At 65.9% G+C, this 22,265-nt stretch carries 21 protein-coding genes; 17 read left to right on the top strand and 4 right to left on the bottom strand.

All coding sequences use genetic code 11. The annotated features are described in order from the left end of the window. Positions 1 to 137: 137 nt before the first annotated feature. From ftsZ to HYG77_RS02990, 10 genes are all read left to right on the top strand, one after another. Positions 138 to 1,334: a cell division protein FtsZ gene (gene ftsZ, locus HYG77_RS03035; protein WP_109329280.1), complete on the top strand. Its 1,197-nt coding sequence runs from the start codon at positions 138 to 140 to the stop codon at positions 1,332 to 1,334. Beyond that, on the top strand, positions 1,331 to 2,074 hold the full coding sequence (gene pgeF / locus HYG77_RS03030) for a peptidoglycan editing factor PgeF (RefSeq protein ID WP_109329282.1): 744 nt from the start codon (positions 1,331 to 1,333) through the stop codon (positions 2,072 to 2,074). The genes ftsZ and pgeF overlap by 4 nt, the downstream gene beginning before the upstream one ends. Before the next feature lie 30 nt (positions 2,075 to 2,104). After that, a complete protein-coding gene (locus HYG77_RS03025; RefSeq protein ID WP_109335040.1) occupies positions 2,105 to 2,860 on the top strand; it encodes a YggS family pyridoxal phosphate-dependent enzyme in 756 nt (251 codons plus the stop codon). Between the two features lie 110 nt (positions 2,861 to 2,970). Beyond that, positions 2,971 to 3,648, top strand: a complete 678-nt coding sequence (locus HYG77_RS03020) for a cell division protein SepF (RefSeq protein WP_109329284.1) — start codon at positions 2,971 to 2,973, stop codon at positions 3,646 to 3,648. A gap of 164 nt (positions 3,649 to 3,812) precedes the next feature. Continuing rightward, complete coding sequence (locus HYG77_RS03015) at positions 3,813 to 4,115, top strand: YggT family protein (protein ID WP_005247609.1); 303 nt, start codon at positions 3,813 to 3,815, stop codon at positions 4,113 to 4,115. A 102-nt stretch (positions 4,116 to 4,217) separates the two neighbouring features. Next, positions 4,218 to 5,063 (top strand): DivIVA domain-containing protein, encoded by an 846-nt coding sequence (locus HYG77_RS03010; RefSeq protein ID WP_109329286.1) that lies wholly within the window; start codon positions 4,218 to 4,220, stop codon positions 5,061 to 5,063. 49 nt (positions 5,064 to 5,112) lie between these two features. Further along, positions 5,113 to 5,328, top strand: a complete 216-nt coding sequence (locus HYG77_RS03005; RefSeq protein WP_109329288.1) for a hypothetical protein — start codon at positions 5,113 to 5,115, stop codon at positions 5,326 to 5,328. 270 nt (positions 5,329 to 5,598) lie between these two features. Continuing rightward, positions 5,599 to 8,814 (top strand): isoleucine--tRNA ligase, encoded by a 3,216-nt coding sequence (ileS, locus tag HYG77_RS03000; protein ID WP_208961810.1) that lies wholly within the window; start codon positions 5,599 to 5,601, stop codon positions 8,812 to 8,814. Between the two features lie 46 nt (positions 8,815 to 8,860). Next, positions 8,861 to 10,195, top strand: a complete 1,335-nt coding sequence (locus HYG77_RS02995) for a DNA polymerase IV (RefSeq protein WP_208963258.1) — start codon at positions 8,861 to 8,863, stop codon at positions 10,193 to 10,195. A 155-nt stretch (positions 10,196 to 10,350) separates the two neighbouring features. Continuing rightward, positions 10,351 to 10,851 (top strand): hypothetical protein, encoded by a 501-nt coding sequence (locus HYG77_RS02990; protein WP_159921735.1) that lies wholly within the window; start codon positions 10,351 to 10,353, stop codon positions 10,849 to 10,851. Positions 10,852 to 10,948: 97 nt separating this feature from the next. Here the strand turns inward: HYG77_RS02990 and HYG77_RS02985 are convergent, their stop codons facing one another. Beyond that, positions 10,949 to 11,692 (bottom strand): sensor domain-containing protein, encoded by a 744-nt coding sequence (locus tag HYG77_RS02985; protein ID WP_208961809.1) that lies wholly within the window; start codon positions 11,690 to 11,692, stop codon positions 10,949 to 10,951. Next, positions 11,692 to 12,645 (bottom strand): hypothetical protein, encoded by a 954-nt coding sequence (locus HYG77_RS02980; RefSeq protein ID WP_208961808.1) that lies wholly within the window; start codon positions 12,643 to 12,645, stop codon positions 11,692 to 11,694. The genes HYG77_RS02985 and HYG77_RS02980 overlap by 1 nt, the downstream gene beginning before the upstream one ends. A 51-nt stretch (positions 12,646 to 12,696) precedes the next feature. Here HYG77_RS02980 and lspA point away from each other — a divergent pair, with 51 nt between their 5' ends. The 5 genes from lspA to dnaE all read left to right on the top strand — a co-directional run bounded on the left by lspA (position 12,697) and on the right by dnaE (position 19,444). After that, positions 12,697 to 13,293, top strand: coding sequence for a signal peptidase II (gene lspA, locus HYG77_RS02975; RefSeq protein WP_201453562.1), 597 nt, complete (start codon positions 12,697 to 12,699; stop codon positions 13,291 to 13,293). Positions 13,294 to 13,307: 14 nt separating this feature from the next. Then, positions 13,308 to 14,216, top strand: coding sequence for an RluA family pseudouridine synthase (locus HYG77_RS02970; RefSeq protein ID WP_201453613.1), 909 nt, complete (start codon positions 13,308 to 13,310; stop codon positions 14,214 to 14,216). Further along, on the top strand, positions 14,188 to 14,895 hold the full coding sequence (locus HYG77_RS02965) for a hypothetical protein (RefSeq protein ID WP_244373435.1): 708 nt from the start codon (positions 14,188 to 14,190) through the stop codon (positions 14,893 to 14,895). Before HYG77_RS02970 ends, HYG77_RS02965 begins: the two co-directional genes overlap by 29 nt. After that, a complete protein-coding gene (rarD, locus tag HYG77_RS02960; protein ID WP_109329302.1) occupies positions 14,892 to 15,809 on the top strand; it encodes an EamA family transporter RarD in 918 nt (305 codons plus the stop codon). The genes HYG77_RS02965 and rarD overlap by 4 nt, the downstream gene beginning before the upstream one ends. A gap of 98 nt (positions 15,810 to 15,907) precedes the next feature. Continuing rightward, a complete protein-coding gene (gene dnaE / locus HYG77_RS02955) occupies positions 15,908 to 19,444 on the top strand; it encodes a DNA polymerase III subunit alpha (protein WP_109329304.1) in 3,537 nt (1,178 codons plus the stop codon). Position 19,445: 1 nt separating this feature from the next. Here dnaE and HYG77_RS02950 read toward each other — a convergent pair whose 3' ends face one another. Further along, entirely contained in the window at positions 19,446 to 19,685 is a 240-nt protein-coding gene (locus HYG77_RS02950; protein ID WP_109329306.1) for a hypothetical protein, read from the bottom strand. Positions 19,686 to 19,831: 146 nt separating this feature from the next. Here HYG77_RS02950 and HYG77_RS02945 point away from each other — a divergent pair, with 146 nt between their 5' ends. Together HYG77_RS02945 and ilvA are read left to right on the top strand one after the other, a co-directional pair. After that, on the top strand, positions 19,832 to 20,266 hold the full coding sequence (locus HYG77_RS02945) for a nitroreductase family deazaflavin-dependent oxidoreductase (RefSeq protein ID WP_109335043.1): 435 nt from the start codon (positions 19,832 to 19,834) through the stop codon (positions 20,264 to 20,266). Between the two features lie 49 nt (positions 20,267 to 20,315). Next, complete coding sequence (gene ilvA / locus HYG77_RS02940; RefSeq protein WP_208961807.1) at positions 20,316 to 21,665, top strand: threonine ammonia-lyase IlvA; 1,350 nt, start codon at positions 20,316 to 20,318, stop codon at positions 21,663 to 21,665. A 1-nt stretch (position 21,666) separates the two neighbouring features. Here the strand turns inward: ilvA and HYG77_RS02935 are convergent, their stop codons facing one another. Further along, a complete protein-coding gene (locus tag HYG77_RS02935) occupies positions 21,667 to 22,191 on the bottom strand; it encodes a TetR/AcrR family transcriptional regulator (protein ID WP_208961806.1) in 525 nt (174 codons plus the stop codon). Between the last annotated feature and the right edge of the window lie 74 nt (positions 22,192 to 22,265).

Below are 22,265 nucleotides of genomic sequence, written 5' to 3'. Positions count from 1 at the left end.
CGTATCCCGATGACGGTGCATAGCGTTTCGCTCTAGTCGAGCACTTGACATAACCGTAACCCTATGGTTCAGGTTGAGAGTTTACCCCGACTGATTTGTACGAAAGCGTGATACACACTCATGGAAGGCGAGAGCCGATGACGCCCCCGCACAACTACCTCGCCGTAATAAAGGTCGTCGGCATCGGCGGCGGCGGCGTGAACGCAGTCAACCGGATGATCGAGCAGGGACTCAAGGGAGTCGAGTTCATTGCCGTCAACACCGACGCGCAAGCGCTGCTGATGAGTGATGCCGACGTCAAGCTCGACGTCGGCCGCGAACTCACCCGCGGGCTCGGAGCCGGCGCGGATCCCGAAGTCGGCCGCAAGGCCGCAGAAGACCACAAGGACGAGATCGAGGAAGTGCTCAAGGGCGCCGACATGGTGTTCGTCACGGCCGGTGAGGGCGGCGGTACGGGTACCGGTGGCGCCCCCGTCGTCGCGAGTATCGCACGCAAGCTCGGGGCCCTCACCGTCGGTGTGGTGACCCGGCCCTTCTCGTTCGAGGGAAAGCGTCGCGGCGGTCAGGCGGACACCGGCATCCAGTCGCTGCGCGAATCGTGCGACACCCTCATCGTCATTCCGAACGACCGCCTTCTCCAGCTCGGTGACGCCGCGGTGAGCCTCATGGATGCGTTCCGCAGCGCCGACGAGGTTCTCCTCAACGGTGTTCAGGGGATCACCGACCTCATCACCACCCCGGGTCTGATCAACGTCGACTTCGCCGACGTCAAGGGCGTCATGTCCGGGGCCGGTAGCGCGCTGATGGGCATAGGGTCCTCGCGCGGTGAGGGGCGTGCGATCAAGGCTGCCGAGTCCGCGATCAACTCACCTCTCCTCGAAGCATCGATGGAGGGTGCGCGCGGCGTCCTGCTGTCGATCGCGGGTGGCAGCGACCTCGGACTGTTCGAGATCAACGAGGCCGCCTCGCTCGTCCAGGAAGCGGCGCACATCGATGCCAACATCATCTTCGGCACCGTGATCGACGACTCGCTGGGTGACGAGGTGCGGGTCACCGTCATCGCCGCCGGATTCGACGGCGGCACGCCGGCCCGTCGTCCGGTCGAGTCCACCGCCGCCGGCCGCAGCGCCATCGGGGCCGGACGCGCGGGTGAAGTGAACCAGGGCGCGGAGCCGCAGGGCGGTGAGCCGATGTCCGTGACACGCGAGACGATCAGCTCGCACAGCGCGAGCAGTCTGCCTCCGTTGTCCGGAAACGGCTCTTCCCGGCCCGTGCCGGTGTCCGACGAGGAGGGCGAAGACGACGTCGACGTGCCCTCCTTCATGCGTCGTTGACTTCGCCGTCGGGTCCCGGATTCCGGGTTCGCCGCGTCGTCACCGCACGTGCGGGTGGGCACTCCGTCGGACCGTACGAGTCCTTCAATCTGGGTGACCACGTGGGGGACGACCCCGGCGCGGTAGAGGCCAATCGTCGTCGGCTGGCCGACAAGATCGGTGTTCCGTTCGACCACCTGATCTGGATGGAACAGATTCACAGTCGCACGGTGACGGTGGTCGACAGACCTACCGATACGGCTGTGCCGGCAACCGACGCGTTGGTGACCACGGTGCCGGGTTTGGCGCTGGCCACACTCAGCGCCGACTGTGTGCCCGTCCTGCTTTCCGACGAGGAGGCGGGCGTCATCGCGGCCGTGCACGCCGGACGGATCGGTGCACGCATCGGTATCGTCCCCCGGGTTCTCGAGGTGATGGTGGAGCAGGGCGCCCGGATCGGACGGATCGGTGCCTTCCTCGGCCCGGCCGCGAGTGGACGCCAGTACGAGGTTCCCGCCGCAATGCAGGCGGATGTCGAAAAGTACCTTCCCGGCAGTGCCACCCGCACGGTGAAGGGGACTCCCGGTCTCGACCTGCGGGCCGGCATCCGCAGGCAACTGCTCGACGCGGGAGTGTCGGGTGTCGCCGAGGATCCGCGCTGCACCATCGAGGACCGGACCCTCTTCAGTCATCGGCGGGAGGCACCGACCGGCCGGCTCGCAGCGGTTATCTGGATGGATACTGGGCAGGGCGGCAGGTAGGCGCGCGAGAGGGTGTGGGAGTTGACGGCGATGGATCGTGTTCCGGAGGCGAGCGGAGCGGGCGACCGTGTCGCTCAGATCTCGGGTGCGCTCGGGGCTGTCCGCGAGCGGTTGGATGCGGCGTGCCGTGCGGCGGGACGCGAACCCTCGGATGTGATGCTCCTCCCGGTCACCAAGTTTTTCCCGGAGTCCGATGCTCGCATCCTCTATGAACTCGGTTGCCGCGAGTTCGGTGAGTCGCGTGAGCAGGAAGCGACCGCGAAAATCGGCGAGTTCCGCGCCCGAGTTCCGGACCCGGCGGTGCGGTGGCACATGATCGGCCACCTGCAACGCAACAAGGCCCGGGCGATCGCCCAGTGGGCGTACGCAATTCACTCGGTGGACAGCGAGCGGCTGGTCGGCGCGCTCGGTAAGGCAGCGACCGCTGCCGTCGAGGCGGGAGAACGCACGGAGCCGCTCCGGGTGTTGCTCCAGGTCAGCCTCGACGGTGATCCCCAGCGCGGCGGCGCTGTGGTGGGCGACCTCGAAAGCCTTGCAGCGCAGGTTCGGTCGGCTCCACACCTCGAATTCCGGGGTTTGATGGCCGTCCCACCGATCGAGGCCGACCCGGATGCGGCATTCGAGGAGCTGCACAACATTCACGCCCGGTTGTGCGTGGAGCATCCCGATGCGACGGAGCTCTCAGCGGGGATGACGAATGATCTCGAGCACGCTGTCCGACACGGGTCGACGTGCGTGCGTGTCGGAACCGCTCTGTTGGGCGCGAGGCCTATAACCTCGAAATGATCGCCGAGGCGAGCCTCGATGGAAAGTCGGCTGGGTGATCGCCAACCCGTCCACACCGCTGCGACCGGTCGTAGCGAGATCCTGTCCGCCGCGCCAAGGAAGGTCGATCAATGAGCAGTCTGCACAAGTTCAAGGCTTACTTCGGCATGGTTCCCCTCGACGACTACGAGGACGAGTACCTGGACGAGCCGGAGCCTGCGCGCAGGCCTGCACGCCCGGTACGGGACGGTGGACGTGATCCGTATCTCGACCGCGACGACCGGGACTTCGCCGAGCCTGCGTTCAGCAAGGCGGCGTATGCCCCGGGTAGGCGCGACGATCTCGACGACGAGTTCGACCGCTACGAAGGCCCGCGGCACGCGTCGCGGGTCGAGCCTGTGGCTGTGCGTTCGGCGCGCCCCGGCGTGAGTGGGTCGGTCCGGGGGAGCACCCGCGGTGCGCTCGCTGTCGATACTCGATCCGAGCGGGTGGAAAGCCGCCGCGGACCTCTCTTCGACGAGGGCGGTCCGCTCTCGAAGATCACGACGCTGCGGCCCCGCGACTACAGCGAGGCGCGCACCATCGGTGAGCGCTTCCGCGACGGCACCCCGGTCATCATGGACCTCGTGGAGATGAGCAACGCCGACGCGAAACGTCTCGTCGATTTCGCGGCGGGCCTGGCGTTCGCCTTGCGCGGCTCCTTCGACAAGGTGGCAACGAAGGTGTTCTTGCTCTCACCCGCCGACATCGACGTCTCGGCCGAGGAGCGCCGCCGGATCGCCGAGACGGGCTTCTACAGCCAGAAGTAGCACTGCGTTCAGCAGGATTGGCAGTGCGGGTCAGAGAAAACCGAAGGGCGATCATCGGGATCAGGACGTTCGGACATCACGCGGGCTGCGATGGCTGAGGTACAGAGTGCCCTGGCCGGGCGGCCCGTTTTGATAGACCGAACTGTTTCAGGCAGAGTGAAGGTGTGGCCTTGTTCTCGGTGATCTATTTGATACTGTTCGTTTTCTGGCTGCTTCTCATCGGCAGAATCATCGTCGAGTTCGTACGGACCTTCGCTCGGGACTGGCGGCCGACCGGCGTCGTGGTCGTCATTCTCGAGGCGATATTTACGGTCACAGATCCGCCGGTCAAGCTGCTGCGGCGATTGATTCCCCCGATAAATCTGGGCGGGGTGCGGTTGGATCTATCCATCATGGTCTTGCTGTTCATCGTCTTCATCCTGATGTCGATCGTTCAGGGGCAAGCGCGTGCTACGGGTCTGGTGTGACAGAATGGACCCCATTGATCCAGTGTTGGTTCACCGTTACGTAGACTGCGCTGTAACTGAATGCTTGCTAGACCGCCAAATGACGCGTGAAGGGATCCTTCCATGCCGCTGACTCCAGCTGATGTGCACAATGTCGCGTTCAGCAAGCCGCCGATCGGTAAGCGGGGCTACAACGAAGACGAGGTCGATGCGTTTCTCGACCTTGTCGAGCAAGAGTTGTCGCGCCTGATCGAGGAGAACGCCGACCTTCGGCAGCGAGTGGGTGAGCTCGACAAGGAACTCGCCGATGCGAAGAAGGCCCCGCGCCCGTCCGGCGCGGCCTCAGCGCCTGCGCCCAAGGCCGAGCCCGCTCGTGTCGTCGAGCAGCCCAAGGCGCCGGCGCCCGCACCTGCCCCGGCCGCCGCGGCTCCGCAGGCGGCACCGCAGGGAGCGGACGCTCACATGCAGGCCGCCAAGGTACTCGGCCTCGCTCAGGAAATGGCCGATCGTCTCACCAGCGATGCGAAGACCGAATCCGAGCAGCTTCTCGGTAATGCCCGCACCAATTCGGAGCAGCTGGTCAGTGACGCGCGGCAGCGTTCTGAATCGATGATTGCGGATGCTCGGCAGAAGTCCGAGGCGCTGATCACGGACGCGCAGACTCGTTCCGAGACCCAGCTGCGGCAGGCCAAGGAGAAGGCCGATGCACTGCAGGCGGACGCGGAGAAGAAGCACACCGAGATCATGGCGACGATCAACCAGCAGCGGTCGGTGCTGGAGGGTCGCATCGAGCAGCTCAAGACCTTCGAGCGTGAATACCGCGTGCGGCTGAAGTCGTACCTGGAGTCGCAGCTCGAGGAGCTGGAGCAGCGGGGTTCCGCCGTTCCGGTGGACGGTGGTCAGGATTCGTTCGCGCAGGGCGGATCGCAGTCGAATTACAGCCAGTCCTACGCCAAGGGCAATAGCTGACTGAGCGTGCGGTAGTTGCCCAGCCAGCGGCCCGGATAGAGGTTGAGCCGTGCTGGTCGTGACACTCGTTCTTGCAGCGGTGGGGTTCGCCCTCCTGGTGGTCGCTCTGATGACCGGTTCGGTCATCTGGGCCTGGGGATGCATCGTGGTGTGCGTCGCGGGTGCGGTGCTGCTGCTGATCAGTGCCCTCGCGGGCAGGCGGACGGCAGCGGTGTCCGGCCGCGGTACCGATTCAGTTCCGCCCCCCGACCCGTCGAGTGACTGACCGCGCCGGTTCCTCACGGCGAGGACGACTACACTACGTAGAGCGAGCAATTTCAGATAGCGAGACAACCACGGCGTCGATCCGGCCATCACCGGGGAGCCTTCGGAAGAACGGCCGTACGCGGGCTCAGTAGAACCGAACGGGTGGGCCCGTCACAGCCCGCTAGTGAGAGGCACTCCTCGGAGTGCAAGCGGGGTGGTACCGCGGTGGTGACGCATGAGGCGTCCCCGTCGTCCCCGTGCCGAGTACGTCAGGCACGAGGAGATCGCGGTGAGCACCACCAGTAACGTCACCAGCACCAACGAGTCCTACCCGAAGGTCGATTACGGCGTTCCGCAGGATGCGGGCGTCAAGTTCCCTCAGGTGGAGCAGCGTGTGCTCGCGGGGTGGGACGAGGACGACACTTTCCGGGCGTCCGTGACACAGCGTGAAGGTGCCGAGGAATTCGTCTTCTACGACGGCCCGCCGTTCGCCAACGGTCTTCCGCACTACGGTCACCTGTTGACCGGGTATGTCAAAGACCTCATCCCACGTTTCCAGACCATGCGCGGCAAAAAGGTCGAGCGCCGGTTCGGCTGGGACTGCCACGGCCTTCCTGCCGAACTCGAGGCGGAGAAGCAGCTCGGCATCAAGGACAAGTCCGAGATCGACGTCATGGGTCTCGAGAAATTCAACGAATACTGCAAGTCCTCGGTTCTGCGATACACCGACGAGTGGCGCAACTACGTCACCCGCCAGGCCAGGTGGGTCGACTTCGACAACGATTACAAGACCCTGGACCTCGACTTCATGGAGTCGGTCATGTGGGCTTTCAAGGAGCTGTTCGACAAGGGGCTGATCTACCAAGGCTTCCGAGTGCTGCCGTACAGCTGGTACGAGCAGACGCCGCTGTCGAATCAGGAGACCCGACTCGACGACGCGTACAAGATGCGTCAGGACCCGGCCGTTACCGTCGACATGCCGCTGCGCGGTGAGGGCCCGCTGGATGGCGCGAACGCGATCATCTGGACCACGACGCCGTGGACCCTGCCGTCCAACCTCGCGATCGCGGTGCACCCCGACATCGACTACGTGCAGGTGTCGGGTCTCGACGGGAAACGCTATGTGCTCGCCCGCGATCGTCTGGGCCATTACGCGCGGGAACTCGGGGACTCGCCGGACGTGCTGTCCGAGCACACGGGGGCGGACCTCATCGGTCTGCACTACGACCCGCCGTTCGACTTCTTCGCCGGTCACGAGAACGCGCACCGCGTCATCTCGGCCGACTATGTCACCACCGAGTCCGGTACCGGAATCGTGCACATGGCCCCGGCTTTCGGTGAGGAGGACTACGACTACTGCCTCCGCAACGGCATCGAATTGGTCCAGCCGCTCGACGCGGGTGGCAAGTTCACGTCGATGGTGCCGCCCTACGAGGGGCTTCAGGTGTTCGACGCGAACCCGGCGATCATCAAGGACCTCAAGGCTGCTGGAAAGTTGCTGCGGCACGAAACGATTGAGCACTCGTATCCGCACAGTTGGCGCAGCGGGCAGCCGCTGATCTACATGGCGGTCCCGTCGTGGTTCGTCGCGGTCACCAAGTTCCGCGATCGGATGGTGGAACTGAACCAGGAGATCACCTGGGTGCCGGAGCACATCCGCGACGGACAGTTCGGCAAGTGGCTCGAGGGTGCCCGAGACTGGAACATCAGCCGTAACCGGTACTGGGGCAGCCCCATCCCGGTGTGGGTCTCCGACGACCCGGCCTATCCGCGGACCGACGTGTACGGCTCGCTCGACGAACTCGAGCGCGACTTCGGCGTGCGCCCGACCGATCTGCACCGGCCGATGATCGACGACCTCGTGCGCGCGAACCCCGACGATCCGACGGGGAAGTCGATGATGCGTCGCGTGCCCGAGGTGCTCGACTGCTGGTTCGAATCCGGGTCGATGCCCTACGCCCAGGTGCATTACCCGTTCGAGAACCGCGAGTGGTTCATCGGGGCGACGGGGGATGATGCTGGGGCGAGCGGAGCGGCGGGGGATGATGCTGGGGCGAGCGGAGCGACGGGGGATGATACCGCCCACTTCCCGGGCGATTTCATCGTGGAGTACAACGGCCAGACCCGCGGCTGGTTCTACACGCTGCACGTGCTGGCGACGGCATTGTTCGACCGTCCCGCATTCAAGACGGTTGCGGCCCACGGCATCGTCCTCGGTGACGACGGACTGAAGATGAGCAAGTCGAAGGGCAACTACCCGGATGTCAAGGAGGTGTTCGAGCGCGACGGTTCGGACGCCATGCGGTGGTTCCTCATGTCTTCGCCGATCCTGCGGGGCGGAAATCTCGTGGTCACCGAGCAGGGCATCCGTGAGGGTGTCCGGCAGGCGCTGCTGCCGTTGTGGAACGCATGGAGTTTCCTGCAGCTGTACGCGCCGAAGCCGGGTCAGTGGCGGACCGACTCGACCAACGTCCTCGACCGGTACATCCTCGCCAAGCTGGCCGGCACCAGGGACGTGATCACCGATGCGCTCGAGACGAACGACATCGCCGGGGCGTGCGACGAACTGCGCACGTTCTGTGATGCGTTGACGAACTGGTATGTGCGGCGGTCGCGTTCGCGTTTCTGGGACGAGGACAAGGACGCCGTCGACACCCTCCACACGGTGCTCGAGGTGGTCACCCGTCTCGCAGCTCCGTTGCTGCCGCTGATCAGTGAGGTCATCTGGCGTGGGCTCACCGGCGGACGGTCCGTGCACCTCGCCGACTGGCCGGCCGCAGGTGATTTGCCGGCGGATGCGGAGTTGGTGTCGGCGATGGACGAGGTTCGGTCGGTGTGTTCGACGGTGCTGGGTCTGCGGAAGGCCCAGAACCTGCGGGTGCGGTTGCCGCTGCCGGAGGTGACGGTGGCCGCGGACGACGCCGAGCGTCTGCGCCCTTATCTGGGACTGATTGCCGACGAGGTGAATGTGAAGAAGGTCGACCTCACGACGGATGTGGACGTGCACGGCCGTTTCGAGCTCGTCGTCAACGCGCGTGCCGCGGGGCCGCGCCTGGGCAAGGACGTGCAGACCGTCATCAAGGCAGTGAAGGCCGGTGACTGGTCGGAGAACTCGGAGGGCGTCGTCACCGCGGCAGGGATCGAGTTGCTGCCGGAGGAGTACACGCAGCGGCTGGTCGCTGCCGAACCGGAGTCGACGGCAGCCCTGCCTGATGGGGCCGGCCTGGTGGTTCTCGACTCCGCCGTCACCGAGGAACTCGAAGCCGAGGGCTGGGCGAAGGACCGCATCCGTGAGTTACAGGATGCGCGCCGGGCGGCGGGCCTCGACGTGTCGGACCGGATCACCGTGGTGCTCGAGGTCCCGGCCGAACGGCGGGACTGGGCACGTGCTCACCGCGAGCTGATCGCGGGCGAGATCCTCGCTGTCGAGCTCGAACTGGCAGAGGCGCCCGCCGACGCGGTCGAGCTCGGTGAGGGTGTGCGGGCGGCCATCTCGAAGGTGTGATCTGTCGGACCGCGCGGGTAGGTTGCACCAGGTGAGTCGTCGATGGGTGCTGCACCTCGACATGGATGCCTTCTTCGCCTCCGTGGAGCAGCTCACCCGGCCGACGTTGCGTGGCCGCCCGGTGCTCGTCGGTGGGCTCGGCGGTCGTGGGGTGGTCGCCGGGGCCAGTTACGAGGCGCGGGTGTTCGGCGCCCGTTCCGCGATGCCGATGCACCAGGCCCGGCGGCTCGTCGGGCCCGGTGCCGTCGTGTTGCCGCCGCGCGGCCGGCTGTACGGGATGTTGAGCAAGTCCGTGTTCGATGCGCTGCGTGGCCCCATGCCCGTGCTCGAGCAGCTGTCGATGGACGAGGCGTTCGGTGAACCGGCGGAGCTGGCCGGGGTGGACCCGACCACTGTCCGCCGGTACTGCGAAGCCCTGCGCGCCCTGGTCTTCGAAGAAACCGGACTGGTCGCGTCGATCGGTGCGGGATCCGGCAAGCAGGTGGCAAAGATCGCGTCCGGTCTGGCCAAGCCGAATGGAATCACCGTCATCGCGCCGGAGGAACAGCAGGAGTTGCTCGACGGGTTGCCCGTGCGGAAGTTGTGGGGCATAGGTCCCGTCGCCGAGGACAAGCTCAAACGCCTCGGCATCGAGACGATCGGAAGTTTCGCGCGCACTCCCGAATCCGAGGTGGCTTCCATTCTCGGCACCACGATCGGCCCCGGCCTGCACCGGCTGGCGCGGGGGATCGACAATCGGCCAGTTGCCGAGCGGGCCGAGTCGAAACAGGTCAGTGCCGAGACCACCTATGCCACCGACATCGTCACCCTCGCGGAGCTTCGGGGAGCGGTCGAGTCGAGTGCGGGTTCCGCCTTCGCGCGCCTGCAGAAGGACGGCCGCGCGGCACGGACGGTGGTGCTCAAGTTGAAGAAGGCGGACATGAGCATCGTCACCCGATCGGTCACCTTGCCCTACGCCACCCTGGATCGTCCCACCCTGGTCGCCGCGGCTCAGCGGCAGGTGATCGACCCTCTCGAGCTCGGTCCCGTACGCCTTGTCGGGGTCGGCTTCGCCGGTCTGTCGACGGTGCGGCAAGGGTCGCTGTTCCCCGAACTGGATCTGGACGTGCCCGGCTATCCGGACTCGGCGGCGACGCGAAACGAAGGCGGCGACGCGGTGTCGCCCGTGCAGCCGATCCCGGCACGCGAACCCGATCGACGATGGCATCCGGGTCTGGACGTGAGGCACCCCGACTTCGGGCACGGGTGGGTCCAGGGGGCGGGGCATGGTGTCGTGACCGTCCGATTCGAAACGCGCACAACAGGTCCCGGCATAGCCCGCACGTTCAAGGAGGACGACGAGCAACTCGAGCACGCAGGAGTGGAGGGCTCCCTCGCCTGAGGTTCCGGCCTGGCTGGGACGGAGTGGAGGGTGGCTCGGCGAGAAGGTAGCCTCGGGGGCTGGTGCTTACCCTTGGGTAATGTTGCCCCAGGATGCAGCACTTCGATGCTGAGTTCGCCCGAGAACGAACACCCGAGAATGAAGAGGTTATTCAGTTGAAGCTTCGTAAGATCACGGTTGCCGCAGTAGCGATCGCCGCAGCCCTCACGATGTCCGCCTGTGGTTCGGACGACAGCGACACGGCGACCAAGACCACGACCACCACGACTTCCGCAGCCGAAACCTCGGAAGCCATCGAGGTGCCCACCGCCGCCGAACTCAACGCTCTGCTCGTCAAGGGTCTCGATCCCAACACGCCCCTCGAGGAGAAGTCGGTCATGGTCGAGGGCTCCGAGCAGGACCCTCAGCTGATCAACCAGGTCGCCGCCGCGGCCAAGGCAAACAACGCCGAGGTCACCGTGCTCGACCCGGTCATCGACAACGGTGACGGCACCGCCAGTGGCCAGCTGCAGCTGACCGTCAACGGCCAGGTTCAGCAGGGTGGTCTGCCCGCGATCTTCATCCCGGGCGAGAACGGCGAATGGAAGCTGTCGAAGGTCACCGCGTGCCAGATCGTGTCGCTCGCGCAGCTGACCTCGCCGGCGTGCCCCGCCTGATCGAAGACGATCCGGTCCCGACGGACCGATAAAAAGTAGGTGCCGATGCCGGCGTCCCGTCACGGGACGCCGGCATCGGTCGTTTCGAGTCGGCCGCTCAGCTGGCAGGCGCGGACGCGAGCTTGCTCACGGCGGCGTGCGTCATGTCCTCGAAGACGCCCTCGTCGATCGGCTCCTGCCCGGTGGCCACCAACTGGGTCACGGTGCTTCCGGTCATCGCGACGACCACATCCGAGACGAGGCTGAAGCCGTCACTGGTGGTGACGAGCCGGAACCCGGTCGACGCATCGCCCGCGGGTCGTCCGTCCCGGCCGCCGACCCGGTACTGCACGTCCACCCCGTCGGCGTCCGTGCCGGAGTAGTCGGTGCACTGGGCGAGGGTGGTCTGGATGTCGGTGAACGCCTGTGCCGCGTCGGCGGCCGTGGGGTAGCTCGCCGCATCTTGATCGACGGTCGTGAAGTTCGGGCCCTGAAACCAGGCCGACGCGGACGCAGCGGCGCCGGGATGCTGATCCGCAACAGGGGACAGGACGGCGCTGCACAGGGCCGGGTCGGTGCTCGACTTGTCGGACTGCGCGGCCTCGGAGGCCGGCGGGAGTCCGAGGTCCTCCTCGGGGTCGGCGACGGGGGAGAAGCCGACGGGAAGGTCACCGACGTCGAGCAGTGCAGCCCGTAGCACGGCCGAATCGGTGAACGGAGCACCGGAGGCGTCGGGGGGCGCCGTCACCATCGGGCCGAGCGGTGCGAGGAACTCGTCGGATCCCGGTTCGCTGTCTGCGGCGGACGAGCACGCCGACACTGCGAGGGCTGTCAGGACGGCAGCGATGGCACTGGCGCGCATCAGGATCCCCACTGCACCCGGTTCGAGGTGGTCTGCCGCAGAAGGGTGGCGCCCTCCGGGTCACTGTATTGCTGCTCACCGGACACGGTTACCGTCCCGGCGACAGGCAGCGGAAGGCCGAGATCGACGGTCGTCGTGCCCGCCCCCCGCATGACGTACTGGTCGACGTTCAGGGTCCCCGCCTCACCGGGGAGCTGCCAGATCGGTGACTGCGGTGTCTGGTCGACGGTGTAGTCGATGGTCACCCGGTTCCCGTCGCGGGCGGTGAGGGTGGCGACAGTGGTTTGATCCAGGGCGATGCCGCTCATGACTTTCTGATGGATGGTCCACTGCGCTCCTATGCCGACGGGTTCGGCGGGGAAGGCGATAGTGCGGTACACCGCCTGATAGAACGCCTGCTCGATTGCCGAACGCGCTATGTCCTGCGATTCGGCCGCAGGACGGAGGCGAAGGGCGGTGATCGCGCCGGTCGAATCGAACGTGAAGCCGGCCCCGGATCCCTTGCTCGCTTCCAAGGCGCTCGCCAGGCGGGAGTCCGGACTCGTCACGGCGCCGAGCGTGAGGTCGAGGGCGATGGCCCCGTCGGCGTCTTCGGTCGGGCGTGTGACCACCGCGGTGAGGGGCACCGTGATCTCGGGGGAGGAAAAGTCCTGGACCGGCTGATCGTCGATCCGCTGGAATACCTCGGCGCCCGTGGTCAGCTGCACCTGCTGGGCGACGTCTACCGCCGGCCGGCGCTGAAGCACCTCTCGCGGCTCGTCACCGGGCCGAGTCAGCCGGACGGTCGTCGCGGAGATGGGGACCGTCACCTCGGCGGTGGTCGACGTGGTTCCCGCGGGACCTGCCTGCGAGGAGTCGTCGTCACTTCCACAGCCCGCGGCCAGAGCGACCAGGGAGAGTGTTGCGGCGAGGAGAGAGGAACCGGGTCGCGAAGCTTTCGAGAACAGTGGCACGCCCCCAGGTTAGTGGGCACGGGAGCACGTGAACCGCGGCTTGCCCGCGTAGTGGATGATGGACGGGTGAGTCAAGACCCCGCGGCCGAGAACGACACCGCCGCCGAAGACCCGAACGACACCGACACGACCACCACCTCCGCGCCCGCGGCTGCACGGTATCAGCGCATGCGGTTGCTGTTCGTGATCGCCGGTGTCGTGCTGATCACCGACCTCGTGACCAAGGTGCTCGCCGTTGCCAGGATCGAGCCGGGGGAGTCGGTTCGGGTGATCGGCGACGTGGTCACGCTGCGTCTCGTGCGCAACCCGGGTGCCGCGTTCTCGATGGCCACGGGCATGACGTGGTTGCTCACGCTGGTGGCCGTCGGTGTGGTCATCGGGGTCGTGCGCATCGGACGGACTCTGCGGTCACCGTGGTGGGCGCTCGGTCTGGGACTCGTCCTCGGTGGCGCCCTGGGCAACTTGGTCGACCGTTTCTTCCGGGCACCGGGAGTGATGCAGGGGCACGTCGTCGACTTCGTCTCCGTCGGCTGGTGGCCGGTGTTCAATGTGGCCGACTCCGGCATCGTGTGCGGTGCGGTCTTACTCGTCGTGCTCACCCTGATAGGCCTCGAACCGGACGGAACTCGGAAGGTGGAGAAGAAGTGAGGGAAACTCGGTCGATGCCGGTCCCGGACGGGCTCGACTCGATGCGGGTCGACGCCGGCCTCGCGCGACTGCTCGGGCTCTCGAGGACCGCGGTCGCGCAGCTCACCGAGGACGGGTCGGTTCTCGTCGACGGAGCGCCCGTCGGAAAATCCGATCGACTCTCGGCCGGGACGTGGCTGGAGGTGGAACTCCCGGAGCCGCCGCGCCCGCTGACGATCGAGGCGGAACCCGTCGAGGGTATGGAAATCCTGTACGCCGACGACGACGTCGTCGCAGTCGACAAGCCGGTGGGTGTGGCCGCCCATGCCAGTGTGGGCTGGACCGGTCCCACGGTGATCGGCGGCCTGGCCGCCGCAGGTTTCCGGATTTCGACGTCGGGTGCGCACGAACGGCAGGGCATCGTCCATCGGCTCGACGTCGGCACGTCGGGTGTGATGGTGGTGGCCACGTCCGAGCGCGCCTACACGCTTCTCAAGCGCGCATTCAAACAGCGGACCATCGACAAGCGGTATCACGCCCTCGTGCAGGGTCACCCCGATCCGAGTAGCGGAACCATCGACGCACCGATCGGGCGGCATCGCAGCAACGACTGGAAGTTCACGGTCACCGCGGACGGCAAGCCCAGCATCACGCACTACGACACCGTGGAGGCGTTTCAGGCGGCGAGCCTGCTGGACATTCACCTCGAGACGGGACGGACCCACCAGATCCGCGTGCACTTCGCGGCTCTGCGGCATCCGTGCTGCGGTGACCTCACCTATGGCGCGGACCCCCGGCTGGCGGAACGGCTCGGTCTCGAGCGCCAGTGGTTGCACGCTCGATCGCTCGGCTTCGCGCATCCGGCGGACGGGCGGTGGGTGGAAATCACGTCCAAGTATCCGAAAGACCTCGAGGATGCTCTCGAGGTTCTCCGGTCCAGCTGAGGTGATCCGCGGCCGCCCGACCGGAGTCGCCGTCCCGGTCGGTGTCACCATCGCGGTGGTGTTGCTCCTGGTGATCGTGCTGGGAATCACCAATCCGGTTCGAGCCCCGCTCGTCACGTCAGATGCTCTCGGTCCGGACAACGGCGAAGTGGTGTCCGATTATGTGGCTCGTGCGGCCGGAACGCTGGAACAGCCACCCGGGAACGAGCACTGGGCCCTGGTGTCGTTCGCCCGGCCGGTGTCCTCCGACACGGTGCTCGAGGTCGCGGCCACGGTGCGGGTGTCACAGCTGCTATTCCGGCTTCCACTCGACCGGGTCCAGACGCCGCTCGTTCCGGTGTCGGTCGCCTCGGGTGCCGCAGCGATCGAACGCGCACACGTTCTGGCGTCCGCCCGGGTCCAGCGCATGACCGGCGAGACGGTCCGACAGGGGGACATTGCTGCGGTGTCCTCTCAGCAGTTCGCGCGCGACTGCGCCTGTGTGATCGGCATCGTGGTGCGGGGGGACCTCGACCGGTTGGGCGCACTGCGCTCGACCTCGGCGGTCCGCGCTGTCGAGGCGTTGCACGCCGACGCGGTGTTCGGACGTTTCGCGATCCGGCCTCTACTGCCCGAGCACGCCGAGACGGTCTCGCCCGGCCCCGACGACGGTGCGGTGGTATCCGGAGGTGGCCCGTGACAGCGCGGAAGGCGGAAACCGTCGGCGTGGCCTGCGGAGTCGGTGCCTACACGCTCTGGGGTGCTTTTCCCGCATTCTTCGGAATTCTCGGCCCGGCAGGGTCGGTCGAGATTCTCGCCCATCGGGTGGTGTGGACGCTGGCCCTGATGCTCGTGGTGCTGTGGGCGTCCGGGCGCATCCGCTCGCTGCGCGGACTCGGGGTGCGGACATGGCTCCTCGTCGCCGCGGCGTCGGCGTTGATCGCGATCAACTGGGGCACGTACATCTACGGCGTGACGTCGGACCGGGTGGTCGAGACTGCACTCGGCTACTTCATCAACCCGCTGGTGAGCGTTCTGCTGGGGGTAGTGATCTTCCGGGAGCGTCTGGTGCCGGCGCAGATCGTGGCCCTCGCGCTCGCCGCCGCGGCGGTCGTCGTGATCACCGTCGACTACGGACATCCGCCGTACATCGCGCTCACCCTGGCGCTGTCCTTCGCGCTGTACGGGCTCTGCAAGAAGGTGATGCCTCTGGACCCGAGGACCAGTCTCACCGCCGAAGGCATCGTCGCGGGACCGATCGCGCTCAGCTATCTCGTCTACCTGTCGGTCGTGGGCACCGGCACGTTCCTCGGGCACGGGCCCGGTCACAGCCTGCTCCTCATCGCCGCCGGCCCGGTGACCGCGCTTCCGCTGCTGCTGTTCGGCGCTGCCGCGCAGCGAGTGCCGCTGCGCACGCTCGGAATGTTGCAATACTTGACACCTGCCCTGCAGATGATGTGGGGCGTCGCCGTCCTGCACGAGGACATGCCGGCCTCCCGGTGGATCGGATTCGCGTTGATCTGGGTGGCACTTGCGATCTTCACTACCGATGCGCTGGTGCGGGTTCGGCGCGGGAGACAGTCAGCGCGATCGTCACAGGAGCCCGTCCAGTAACTCTCGTCACGAGTTCGCCGACACCCCGCCGCAGCGGCGGGCGGTGTCGGTCCGAGGGCCTACACTCGTGAGGCTCCCAGACCTTCAGAGAGGCGCACGTGGCTGACTCGTTCGTACATCTGCACAATCACACCGAGTATTCGATGCTCGACGGTGCGGCCAAGGTCGGCCCCCTGTTCGAAGAGGCCGAGCGGTTGGGAATGACCGCGGTGGGAATGACCGACCACGGCAACATGTACGGAGCCAGCGAGTTCTACAACGTGGCGAAGAAGCAGGGCATCAAGCCGATCATCGGGATCGAGGCCTACGTTGCGCCCGAATCCCGTTTCAACACCAAAAGGGTTCTGTGGGGCGACCGCAGCCAGAAGTCCGACGACGTCTCCGGTAGCGGTGCGTACACCCACATGACGATGGTTGCGGAGAACGCCACCGGTCTGCGAAACCTGTTCAAGCTGTCCTCCCTCGCGTCGATCGAGGGGCAGCTCGGCAAGTGGGCGCGCATGGACGAGGAGCTGATCGCCACTTACCACGAAGGCATCATCGCCACCACCGGGTGCCCGTCCGGTGAAATCCAGACGCGTCTGCGGCTCGGTCACGACCGGGAGGCCCTCGAAGCCGCCGCGAAGTGGCAGGAGATCTGGGGCAAGGACAACTTCTTCCTCGAACTGATGGACCACGGTCTGTCGATCGAGCGGCGGGTCCGGGAGGGACTGCTCGAGATCAGCAAGAAACTCGACATTCCGCCGCTCGCCACCAACGACTGCCACTACGTCACCAAGGACGCCGCGGAGAACCACGAGGCCCTCCTCTGTATCCAGACCGGTAAGACGCTGTCCGATCCCACCCGGTTCAAGTTCGACGGCGACGGCTACTACCTGAAGTCCGCCGCGGAGATGCGGGCATTGTGGGACGACCAGGTGCCCGGCGCGTGCGACAACACGCTGCTGATCGCCGAGCGTGTCCAGTCGTACGACGACGTGTGGGCGCACCACGACCGAATGCCGATCTTCCCTGTTCCCGAGGGCGAGACGCAGGGCACCTGGTTGCGCAAGGAGGTCATGCGCGGACTGGACCGCCGGTTCCCCGACGGACCGCCCGAGGAGTACCTCGCCCGCGCCGATTACGAGATCGGCGTCATCCTCGAAATGGGTTTCCCGGCATACTTCCTCGTCGTCGGTGACCTGATCAACCACGCGCGCGAGGTGGGGATCCGCGTCGGTCCCGGCCGAGGTTCCGCCGCAGGGTCGCTCGTGGCGTACGCGATGGGTATCACCAATATCGATCCCATCCCGCACGGTCTGCTGTTCGAGCGGTTCCTCAACCCCGAGCGCGTGTCGATGCCCGATATCGATATCGACTTCGACGACCGTCGGCGTGGTGAAATGGTGCGCTACGCCACCGACAAGTGGGGAAGCGACCGGGTGGCTCAGGTCATCACGTTCGGCACAATCAAGACGAAGGCGGCCATCAAGGATTCCGCCAGGGTCCAGTTCGGTCAGCCGGGATTCGCGATCGCCGATCAGATCACCAAGGCGCTGCCGCCGCCCATCATGGCCAAGGACATTTCGGTGTCGGGCATCACCGATCCGAATCACGAGCGGTACAAGGAAGCGGTCGAGGTTCGTGCCCTCATCGACTCCAACCCGGACGTCGCGAAGATCTACCAGACTGCCAAGGGTCTCGAAGGCCTGATCCGCAACGCGGGCGTCCACGCCTGCGCGGTGATCATGTCGTCCGAGCCGTTGATGGACGCCATTCCGGTGTGGAAGCGCGCCCAGGACGGCGCCATCATCACCGGTTGGGACTATCCCTCGTGTGAGGCCATCGGCCTCCTCAAGATGGACTTCCTCGGCCTTCGAAACCTCACCGTCATCGGTGATGCCATCGACAACATCAAGGCCAACCGAGGCATCGACCTCGACCTCGACACGCTCCCGCTCGACGATCCGGCAACCTACGAATTGCTCTCGCGCGGTGACACTCTCGGTGTCTTCCAGCTCGACGGCAGCGCCATGCGCGATCTGCTGCGCCGCATGCAGCCCACCGGCTTCGAGGACATCGTCGCTGTGCTCGCGCTGTATCGCCCGGGCCCGATGGGCATGAACGCGCACAACGACTATGCCGACCGCAAGAACGGCCGCCAAGAGGTCAAGCCCATCCACCCGGAGCTCGAGGAGCCCCTGAAGGAGATTCTCGCCGACACCTACGGGCTGATCGTCTACCAGGAGCAGATCATGCAGATCGCTCAGAAGGTGGCCGGGTACTCGCTGGGGCAGGCCGACATTCTCCGTCGGGCCATGGGTAAGAAGAAACTCTCCGTGCTGGAGGAGGCGTACGCCGGGTTCCGCGAGGGCATGCTCGCCAACAACTTCTCCGAGCCGGCGATCAAGGCATTGTGGGACACCATCCTCCCGTTCGCCGGCTACGCCTTCAACAAGTCTCACGCCGCCGGGTACGGGTTGGTGTCGTTCTGGACTGGATATCTCAAGGCCAACTACCCCGCCGAGTACATGGCGGGCCTGCTCACCTCGGTGGGTGACGACAAGGACAAGGCCGCCATCTATCTCGCCGACTGCCGCAAGATGGGTATCACGGTGTTGCCGCCCGACGTGAACGAGTCGGAGGTCAATTTCGCCTCGGTCGGCGAAGACATCCGCTTCGGCATGGGCGCGGTGCGCAACGTCGGGGCCAATGTGGTCGCGTCGATCATCAAGGCCAGGAAGGAGAAGTCCAAGTTCGTGGACTTCTCGGACTACCTCAACAAGATCGACGCCGCAGCCTGCTCCAAGAAGGTCACCGAATCGTTGATCAAGGCGGGTGGGTTCGACTCGCTCGGCCATCCCCGCAAGGGACTCATGCTCGTCCATGCCGACGCGATCGACGCAGTGATGGGTACCAAGAAGGCGGAGGCCATCGGCCAGTTCGACCTGTTCGGGGGCGACGACGCCGACGAATCGATCTCCTCGGTATTCAACGTCAAGATTCCCGACGAAGAATGGGACAGCAAGCACCGACTGGCGTTGGAACGCGAGATGTTGGGGCTCTACGTTTCGGGGCATCCACTCAACGGCGTCGAGCACGTCCTGTCCGCACAGTCGGACACGGCGATTCCGGCCATCCTCGAGGGCGATGTTAAGGACGGCGCCCAGGTCACCGTCGGCGGTATTCTCGCCTCGGTCAACCGGCGGATCAACAAGAACGGTCTGACGTGGGCGTCGGCACAGCTCGAGGATCTGTCGGGCGGTATCGAGGTGCTGTTCTTCCCGCAGGCGTACTCGGTCTACGGGATGGACGTCACCGAGGATTCCGTCGTCCTCGTCAAGGGGCGGGTGTCTGTGCGTGACGACCGCATCTCACTTATCGCGAACGACCTTGCGGTGCCGGACCTTTCGGCCGTCGGTGTCGCCAAGCCGCTGGCGGTGAGCCTCCCGTTGCGTCAGTGCACCAAAGACAAGCTGGGCGCACTCCGGCAGGTACTCACTCGGCACCCGGGAACCTCGGACGTGCATGTGCGGTTGATCGGTGGAACCGAGATCACGTTGTGGAAGGTCGACGACGTGCTGCGTGTCGAGCCGTCGTCGGCGTTGATGGGCGACCTCAAGGCGCTGCTCGGGCCCAGCTGTCTGTCGGTGTGACCTATTCGGGAGGGGCGTCGGGAAAGAGCCGGCGCACCCACCAGACCACCACCGCGACAGCGGCTGCGGTGAGGACGGCCACCTGCACGGCCTCGGCGATGATCAGAACGGCCACGAAAACCAGCAATCCGACGGCTAGGGCTTCGAGTTTGTAGAGGGGCCACGCGGTACCGGCGAGATCGACGGTGCGGGGAGCCCGGCTGCCTGTGACGTGAGGGATCGGCGTGTCGGATGTCGTCATCGCGGGTTCACCTCGCTGTTCGTAGATCCGTGTGTGCCGATCAGGGTACGCGCAACTGGGAGTTCGGTCCAACGAACACGCGAGGTCGCGCTGTCGATTCGGGGCGTTCGGTGGCGCAGACCGGGTGGTCGGGGTTCACTGGACGCATGCCACTCACAGGTGAATACGAACCCAGTCCGTCCAAGTGGGCCGCAGATCAAGCGGAGTTGATCGAATCGAGCAACGGCACCGAAGGTACGACGCTCAATGGAATGCCCGTCGTCCTGTTGACCACCCGCGGGGCGAAATCCGGGAAACTTCGCAAGACCCCGCTGATGCGCGTCGAGCACGATGGAAAGTATGCGATCGTGGCGTCCCTCGGCGGCGCTCCGAAGAACCCCGTGTGGTACTACAACGTGAAGGCCGATCCGCACGTCGAGCTCCGGGACGGTCACATGACACGGGACATGGTGGCCCGGGAGGTGACCGGCGAGGAGAAGGCAGTCTGGTGGGAGCGCGCGGTCGCCGCATTCCCCAACTACGCCGATTATCAGAAGAACACCGACCGGGAGATTCCTGTCTTCGTTCTCGAGCCCGCCTGAGAATTGCCCCGGCTGGTACGGCGGGCTGTGGTGGTGGGAACATATGCGGGTGTCCACATCGCCCGATACCGCAGCCCGCAACACCACTTCGCCCCTGACCGTGGGCGACATCGACGCGGCGATCGAGCGAATTTCCCACGTGATCGACGCCACGCCGCTGCAATGGAGCGAGCGGCTGTCGGCACTCACCGGCGCGAATGTCTACCTCAAGCGCGAGGACCTACAGGTGGTCCGCTCCTACAAGCTGCGCGGCGCCTACAACCTCATGGCTCAGCTCGCCCCGGACGAACGTGCGGCGGGTGTGGTGACGGCCAGCGCGGGCAATCATGCGCAGGGAGTGGCCTTCGCCTGCCGCGCAATGGGAATCGTCGGACGAATCTATGTTCCGTCTAGTACGCCGAAGCAGAAGCGCGACCGCATCCGCGCGCACGGCGGCGAGTTCGTCGAACTCATTCTGACGGGGGAGACCTACGATGCGGCGGCCGCTGCCGCCGCCGCCGATGTGCTGCGCACCGGGGCGACGCTGGTCCCGCCGTTCGACGACGCACGCACCGCGGCGGGCCAGGGGACGATCGCCGCTGAGATTCTCGCGCAGCTCGACACGGTTCCCGACGCGGTGGTCGTCCCGGTCGGGGGAGGCGGGTGCATCGCCGGTATGGCGACCTATCTTCACGCTCACGCGCCGCGGACTGCCCTCGTCGGCGTGGAGCCGACCGGCGCGGCGTCGATGACCGCCGCCCTGGTGGCCGGGGCGCCGGTCACGCTGTCGGAGATCGACCCGTTCGTCGACGGTGCCTCGGTGAAGCGGGTCGGCGACCTGCCGTTCGCCGTCGTGTCCGCGCTCGGCGCCGAGGTCGTTTCGCATACGGCGCTGCTGCAGGCTGACGGGTCGACGATCCGACTAGATCCGGAGAGCTTCGTCATGACGAACCTCGACGAAGGTGCCCTGTGCACCACGATGCTCGAGCTGTACCAGAACGAGGGCATCATCGCCGAGCCCGCCGGTGCACTGTCCGTCGCCGCGCTCGGCAGCATCACGTTCGAACCCGGTTCGACGGTGGTGTGCCTCGTCTCGGGCGGCAACAACGACGTCTCGCGCTATGGCGAAATTCTGGAACGGTCGCTGGTGCATCTCGGTCTCAAGCACTACTTCCTCGTCGATTTTCCGCAGGAACCGGGTGCGCTGCGACGATTCCTGGACGAGGTGCTCGGTCCCGAGGACGACATCACGCTGTTCGAGTACGTCAAACGGAACAACCGTGAGACCGGCGCCGCCCTGGTAGGTATCGAGTTGGGGAATGCGGACGGTCTCGGCGACCTCCTCGAGCGGATGGAGCACTCGCAGATGCAGGTGGAGCGGTTGGAACCGGGTAGCCCGGCGTACCGCTACCTCACCTGAGTTACTTCTGCAGGAGTCGCTCCACGACCTTGCTGTACAGCTCGGGCTCGGGCAGGGGGAGTCCGAGTAGGGCCGCGAGGTAAATGCCGTCGCCGACCAGCCGGACGATCTCGGCCTGCACCGGGTCCTCGATTTCGCTGTGCAGGCCTTCGTCCCAGCCGCGCATGACCTCGATCACCGCTCGCTGGATCTCGTCGTGTTGTCCGTCGACGCTGCGCAATGCGGCGATGGTGGATCGATAGAGGGCCAGCTCTTCGGTCGTGCTGGCATCCGGAACCTGCAGATACCACTCGGACAGCGAGGTGCCGCCGGAAACGGCGTCGGCGAGCTGGGCGTCGGCGCGCTCGCCCAGGCGACGCACCATCGCCGCGAGGAGTGCCTCTTTACTGGGGAAGTGGTACAGGAGACCACCCTTGGAGACCTCTGCTTCGGCGGCGACTGCTTCGAGTGTCACCTGGGCGATTCCCACGTCGAGTAACAACTTCTCGAGGGCGTCGAGTATTCGATCGCGCGTACCGGCAGCCATGAAGAGGGACTGTACCTGGAAATAACTTTACCGTCCGGACGGTTCAAGCTACAGTAGCCAGCTGTACCGGCTGG

Origin of the sequence: Rhodococcus sp. ZPP, assembly GCF_017656075.1 — a bacterium.
GTDB classification, from domain to species: domain Bacteria; phylum Actinomycetota; class Actinomycetes; order Mycobacteriales; family Mycobacteriaceae; genus Rhodococcus_F; species Rhodococcus_F oxybenzonivorans.
Note: the sequence above shows the minus strand (reverse complement) of the source record. Positions and strands in the feature narration are given on the sequence as shown.